This window comes from Paracoccus sp. IB05 (genome assembly GCF_016405985.1).
Classification (GTDB): domain Bacteria; phylum Pseudomonadota; class Alphaproteobacteria; order Rhodobacterales; family Rhodobacteraceae; genus Pseudogemmobacter.
Map to the genome: position 1 here is coordinate 1 of NZ_JAEFCF010000075.1, position 6179 is coordinate 6179.

A 6179-nucleotide genomic window follows, 5' to 3' on the forward strand; every position below is an offset into this window, starting at 1 on the left:
GAAATTCGGCCTCTTCCCAATCCTTGTCAGCAACAGGATTATCGGACATGATCTGCTCCGTGCGCGGATGTCGGGCCGTCTCACAAACAATGAATCAAATCGGTGCCCAATCTCACATACCCTGAATCAGTCTCAGAAATGCGACGCAGGCAAACAATTGAAAACAAATGAATCTCAGTCTCAAAAACTCCGGCAGACCGACAAAAACAGCCGAAATTCACGCCCGGAACAGCTCAGCGAGGCGCTGTTGCACGTGGGATTTCGCGGGCCTTTCCTCTCTCGTGTCGGCAGGGCAGCCGACAGAAGAAGCCGCGCCATCGGCGCCACAAGGCCAAAGGACGCCAGATGGCCGATGATGCGACTGTCCGCGATGGTGTGGAACCGGACGCCCCCTCCCCTGCCCCGCCGGGACATCAGCCCCCTGCCCTGCGGGATCTGGCCGAACGGGCGCGCGGCTATGCCGAGGCGGCGAGTTCCGTCAATACCCGCAAGGCCTATGCCGCCGACTGGAAGCATTTTACCGGCTGGTGCCGGCGCGAGGGGTTGGATTCGCAGGTGCCCGACCCGCGGGTCGTCGGTCTCTATATCACCGCCTGCGCTTCCGGGGCGAAATCGGTCGGCGGGCGCAGGAACGCGGTCTCGACCATTGAGCGAAGGCTCTCGGCGCTGGTCTGGGCCTGGACCCAACGCGGCCTAAACCTTGATCGGCGCGACCGCCACATCGCCACCGTCTTGGCGGGCATCCGCAACAGCCATGCGGCCCCACCACGCCAGAAGGAGGCCATCCTGCCCGAGGATCTGCTGGCCATGCTGGAAACCTGCGACCGGGGCACCCTGCGGGGTCTGCGCGACCGGGCCATGCTGTTGGTCGGATCCGCTGGAGGTTTACGCCGATCTGAGATCACCGGGCTGGATGTCGGTCGTGATCAGACCGAGGATGGGCGCGGCTGGATCGAGGTTCTTCCCGGCGGGTTGCTGGTCACCTTGCGCGGCAAGACCGGCTGGCGCGAAGTGGAGATCGGACGCGGGTCTTCACCCGTCACCTGCCCCGTCGCGGCGCTGGCAATCTGGCTGAAGCTCGGCCGCATCAGCCAAGGACCGCTGTTCCGTCGTGTCACCGGCGGGGGAAAGGAACCGGGGCCATTTCGCCTCAATGACCGCGAGGTCGCAAGGCTGGTCAAGCGGGCCGCTCAGGCCGCCGGGCTGCGGGGCAACCTACCGGAGAAGGACCGCCCTGCCCTCTTCTCCGGCCACAGCCTTCGCGCCGGTCTGGCCAGCAGTGCCGAGGTCGACGAACGCCATGTCCAGAAACAGCTCGGCCATGCCAGCGCCGACATGACCCGCAGGTATCAGCGCCGCCGCGACAGGTTCCGCGTCAACCTCACAAAGGCCGCGGGGCTGTAGCTAAACGATCGGAGCACTACTACGCATCCAGAGACCCCACACGCTCGAGCTATTCACAGATCCCCACAGGACGGCAGCCGTGCCTCCTAAGCTCAGCAATGTGCGGCGGCCGTTTACAACTGTAAAATGTTCGGGCAGCCTCGCCATGCATGTAGTCACGATGCGCCTGCATAGACACTATATGCAGGAAACTCTTGACATAAGCCGGTGAATCACCGCCCTTGTCATCAAGTGGCGCGAAAAAGGCCACATTTTCGGATTTGAGGCAACCAGATGATTCCCGTGACACCGCTATCTGCGGATCGCCCGTCAGCACTCGCGACTGACATCTCTGAGCGACTGAACGCCGCGATCAGGGAGCATCTGCTTGCCGCGTTCGCTCCAGACAACACCAAGACACTTCGCGAGTTCTCGGCCCCAGAGGTTGCGGAGCTACTCGATGTCTCCGGTCAGTTCATGCGGAAAGTTCATGCAGACGGCGTTCTGCCAGAACCCGCAATCAACCGTGGAGGACGCCGCTACTACTCAGGTCAGGAGATCTTGCAGGCGCGCGAGATTCTTGAACGAACCTCACGGAAGAAAGGACACTACCTGCCACGCAGGATGGAGGGCGAAAAGCTCCAAGTCTGGCAGCTGATGAACTTCAAGGGCGGGTCGAGCAAAAGCACGACGACGATCCACCTTGCCCACTACCTCGCACTGCAAGGCTACAGGGTGCTGGTCGTTGACCTCGACCCCCAGGGCTCGCTGACGTCCATGTGCGGCATCAGCCCCGAAATCGAGTTCGATGGGCTCACGATCTATGATGCCATCAAATATGAAAACCCGTCGCCGATGGCCGACGTGATCGTGCAGACCTATTTTCCCGGGCTCGCGATCGCCCCTTCCCGGCTCGTCCTGTCCGAGTTCGAGACGGAGTCCGCAGTTCATTCCAACCCCGAAAGGCCGTTCTACTTCCGGATCCGCGATGCACTTGCGCAGGTCGAAGCTGACTACGACCTGGTCCTGATGGATAGCCCTCCGCAGCTTGGCTTCCTGACGATTTCCGGTATGGCCGCCGCGACCTCGATCATTGTCCCGATGACCCCATCGATGTTGGACGTCTCCTCCACTGCACAGTTCCTTGAACTCGCAGGGGCTTACATGGGCGTCATCGAAGATGCCGGCGCGGCGCTCGACTACGATCACTTTAAGCTCCTTATTACTCGCGATGAACCGACGGACATCCCGTCTCAGCAAATTACCTCGTTTATGAGGGCCTTGTTTCAGGATCGCGTGATGTCAGCCACAGCCCTCAAAAGCACGGCAATCAGTGACGCAACCATGCTGAAGCAGTCTCTCTATGAGGTAGTTCGCTCAGACATGACCAGAGCAACATACGACAGGGCTCGCGGCTCGATGGACGCCATCGGCCGCGAGATTGAGACGATGGTCCGGCAAACCTGGGGGCGTAAGTAATGGCTCGCAAATCGCTCAGCGGAATGACGGGCATCGCGAGTACGATCGCCCGCTCCACCACCTCGCCGTCCGAGCGGCCGTCCAAGATCACGGCGCCCGCGCTCGGAGCCTTGCAGGGATCTCTCGCCGCAATCCGCGAGATTGACCCTGGCTTGATCGACGACTGGGGACCCGTTGACCGGCTGACACCATTTACAGCTGTAAACGATGATGAAGCGGATGATGGCCTCGAGAGCCTTACGAACAGCATCCGAGATCAGGGACAACAGGTGCCAATTCTGGTTCGTCGGGCAAAGGCCGAAGGCCGTTACGAAGTCATCTATGGACGCCGCCGCCTCGCTGCCTGTCGTGACCTAGGCATTAAAGTCCGGGCCAACGTCCAGGATCTGGATGATGCGACAGCGCTCATAGCCAAGGGCCTCGAGAACGCTGCGCGGCGAAACCTATCCTTCTACGAGCGAGCTAGGTTCGCCCAAGCGATCCTTGATGCCGGCCACCAACCTGCCACGGCAAAGGCGGTGCTTAACCTGTCAGCTGCTGGTCTTTCCCACCTTACCAAGGTCACCCAGGCCGTCCCCGCAGACATCGGCTCGCTCATCGGTGCCGCTCAGAAGTCTGGACGACCGAAATGGACTGCTCTGGCGGAACTCTTCATCGCAGGGAAGCTAACCGAGAGAACGGCCGACGGGATTCTGAGGTCCGCAAACGAGCGCCTGACTTCCGACGAGCGCTTAGACCATCTCATTCGCGAGGCGACAAAGCGCGGCGCACGGCATGACGACATCGCCGAGAGTACCCCAGTCGACGGCGTCACGATCCGTTCTGGACGCAGCTCGGTGACGCTAACCGTAAAGCGAAGCGGAGCAACTGCCGAGTTCGCTTCCTGGCTAGACACCCGGCTTCAGGATTTCATCAAACGATCCTACGCAGAGTTCAGATCAAGTTCTCCGCAGGACGACGAATAACCAAACGAGGCAGAGCAGAAAGGAGGAAAGGCTAACAAAACAAAACCCCCGAAGCTGTGAAGCTCCGGAGGCTGCCGCGCCGAAGCGCATTCTCGATTAGACACCCTGAATTTAGCAGCCCCCGAATCACGAATCAAGAGCAACGCTTCCGAGCGAACGGAATAGTTTTGTCTGCTGATCATTATGAAGCACATCACATCCACGGCCATTCAGGCCGGGGCGCAGGCGAACTGTGCCAAATCCGCGGAGCACACGCTCCCCGGCATGGGTTCTATCACCCTGCAGCCGGCATTCCGACCGATTTCACGTCGCGACATCATGGCCGCGGTCAATACATGCAGCCGCGATCTCGGCATCCGCCAAGGGGCGGTGGTCGTTCTTGACGCTCTGCTGAGCTGCCTGCCCTGCCAGGGCGTGGATGGTCGCGAGACACAGGTCTCCCCTGCCACCCTACTCACGGTCTATGCCAGCAACGAAACCCTGTGCTTCCGCGCCAAGGGTCTCACCGAACGTCAGTTGCGGCGGCATCTGGAGGCGCTGGAAGCCGCCGGGCTGATCCGCCGCCGTGACAGCGCAAATGGCAAGCGCTTCCCTGTGATGCAGCACGGCAAACCGATCGGCGCCTTCGGTCTGGACCTCTCCCCCCTCTTCGCGCAGTCCGACGAGCTGCTCGCCCTTGCCCTGCGCCGCCGCGAGGAAGCAGACGAGCTGCGCGGCCTTCGGGCCCAGATCCTCAGACTGCGCGCAGCCTGCTCTGACCTCCAACTAAGCGGCGCTGTCTCCACCTTCATTGACGGGTTGCGAAACCTCGTGCGGCGGACCTCGCTGACCCTCATCGAAGCTCGGGCAGCTCTCTCGAAGCTGACCGCGGTCCTCTCGTCAAATGCAACCCCGCAAGCAATCATCCATTGCGAAATCGAAGAGATTGAGCAGCACCTGCCTTCCAACGCAGAAGCCGCTGATGCTACATCCTGCGCGGAAACCACCATGGACCGCGCTCCAGACCAAGCGGTCCCCCAAACCTTTCAGGCCCTCACCGCAGAAACTCTCGACCTACCTCCAACCGAGCAAAAGCCCGCCTCTGACGGACAGAATGTCCGCCACATAGAGCAAGACTCAAATACAAAAAAAAGAAAGAGAGAAACCGAGGAACTTCCACGTTGGACAGCCCTGACCGAGGTCAGCGCTTTCTATGAAGAACCGACCAGCGCCCAAGAAGCCACACGCATCGCTTTCGAATTCGGAAGGATGCTGAGAATAAGCCAAGACATCCTCGCCAGCGCTGCGAGCAAGCTCGGGCTTTGGGAACTTCTCAAGCTTGAAAACCGCATGGCAAAACAGGTCGGAACCATCCTCAACCCTGATGCCTATGTGAGATCCGTCCTACGAGCGTGATCCCTGACCGCGCTCGCATGACCCTAAAACACCCAGATAGACCACTCGGGAGGAATCGGATAGGTTCATTGATTGTTCTCATGTGGAAACGCTGCGAGGTGGAGTGATGTGCAACCTTTACGCCCAGACGAAAAGCCAGGACGCGATGCGTCAGCTCTTTCGTGACGTGCTGGAAGAGGATGAGGAACTGATCGATGCCGCAGGCAACCTCGGGCCCGCATCCGGCATCTTCCCCGACTATGCCGCGCCGATCATTCGCCGTCGCGAAATACGGGCGTGGACACTGACCACGGCTCGATGGGGGATGCCGACGCCCCCCGTCTATCTTACGGCCAAGCGCACGGACCCCGGCGTCACGAACATCCGCAATGTCAGCTCGCCCCATTGGCGCAGATGGCTCGGGATCGAACACCGCTGCCTCGTTCCCTTTACCAGCTTTTCCGAACTCGACGCCCGACCCGGCGCACCTCGCAACAACCCGGTCTGGTTTGCCCTCGGCAAGGACCGCCCGATCGCCTTCTTCGCCGGGATCCGCACAGAATGGACCTCGGTCAGGAAACTGAAGGAGGGCGAGGTAACCGTTGAGCTCTTCGGCTTTCTGACCTGTGAGCCAAATGATGCAGTCGGACCAGTGCATCCCAAAGCCATGCCGGTGATCCTCACGCGCCCAGATGAATGGCGCTGCTGGCTCACCGCGGACACGAGCGAGGCTTTGAAGCTTCAACGGCCGCTGGCCAATGGTCTTCTTGAGATAGTCGCGGAGGGAACGCGTGCGGACCCTGCGTGACTGGCTACAAGCCGGAAGTGATGAACCGCTCCATCTTGTGAAGGGCCGTGTCCACGAAGTCGAAGGACGGGGACGAAACGGCTTTGCCCTGTTCCAGACCACGAGATTGCCTGGGCCGGTCTTCTGGATCGTGTTGGCGCATGATCGTGATCGGCCAATGCCAGCAGCCC

At 60.6% G+C, this 6179-nt stretch carries 5 protein-coding genes; all 5 read left to right on the forward strand.

Features of this window, described 5'->3' with window-relative positions; genetic code table 11:
* The first annotated feature begins 345 nt into the window (after window positions 1-345).
* The 5 genes from JC607_RS24840 to JC607_RS24860 all read left to right on the forward strand — a co-directional run bounded on the left by JC607_RS24840 (window position 346) and on the right by JC607_RS24860 (window position 6009).
* Window positions 346-1404 carry a tyrosine-type recombinase/integrase gene (locus JC607_RS24840; RefSeq protein WP_198839393.1) on the forward strand — a complete coding sequence of 353 codons (1059 nt, stop codon included), beginning with the start codon at window positions 346-348 and terminating at the stop codon, window positions 1402-1404.
* A gap of 273 nt (window positions 1405-1677) precedes the next feature.
* Window positions 1678-2862: a plasmid partitioning protein RepA gene (gene repA / locus JC607_RS24845; protein ID WP_172365595.1), complete on the forward strand. Its 1185-nt coding sequence runs from the start codon at window positions 1678-1680 to the stop codon at window positions 2860-2862.
* The gene (gene repB / locus JC607_RS24850; protein WP_198839394.1) at window positions 2862-3827 is read left to right on the forward strand and encodes a plasmid partitioning protein RepB; all 966 of its coding nucleotides are present in this window, start codon (window positions 2862-2864) and stop codon (window positions 3825-3827) included. Before repA ends, repB begins: the two co-directional genes overlap by 1 nt.
* 264 nt (window positions 3828-4091) lie before the next feature.
* On the forward strand, window positions 4092-5222 hold the full coding sequence (locus JC607_RS24855; RefSeq protein ID WP_233093157.1) for a helix-turn-helix domain-containing protein: 1131 nt from the start codon (window positions 4092-4094) through the stop codon (window positions 5220-5222).
* 106 nt (window positions 5223-5328) lie between these two features.
* Complete coding sequence (locus tag JC607_RS24860) at window positions 5329-6009, forward strand: SOS response-associated peptidase (RefSeq protein ID WP_198839396.1); 681 nt, start codon at window positions 5329-5331, stop codon at window positions 6007-6009.
* The last annotated feature ends 170 nt before the right edge of the window (window positions 6010-6179 follow it).

Excerpts from the sequence above, each read along its gene's own strand:
- JC607_RS24840 (WP_198839393.1), top strand. The coding sequence starts at position 346 with ATGGCCGATGATGCGACTGTCCGCGATGGTGTGGAACCGGACGCCCCC.
- repA (WP_172365595.1), top strand. The coding sequence starts at position 1,678 with ATGATTCCCGTGACACCGCTATCTGCGGATCGCCCGTCAGCACTCGCG.
- repB (WP_198839394.1), top strand. The coding sequence starts at position 2,862 with ATGGCTCGCAAATCGCTCAGCGGAATGACGGGCATCGCGAGTACGATC.
- JC607_RS24855 (WP_233093157.1), top strand. The coding sequence starts at position 4,092 with ATGGGTTCTATCACCCTGCAGCCGGCATTCCGACCGATTTCACGTCGC.
- JC607_RS24860 (WP_198839396.1), top strand. The coding sequence starts at position 5,329 with ATGTGCAACCTTTACGCCCAGACGAAAAGCCAGGACGCGATGCGTCAG.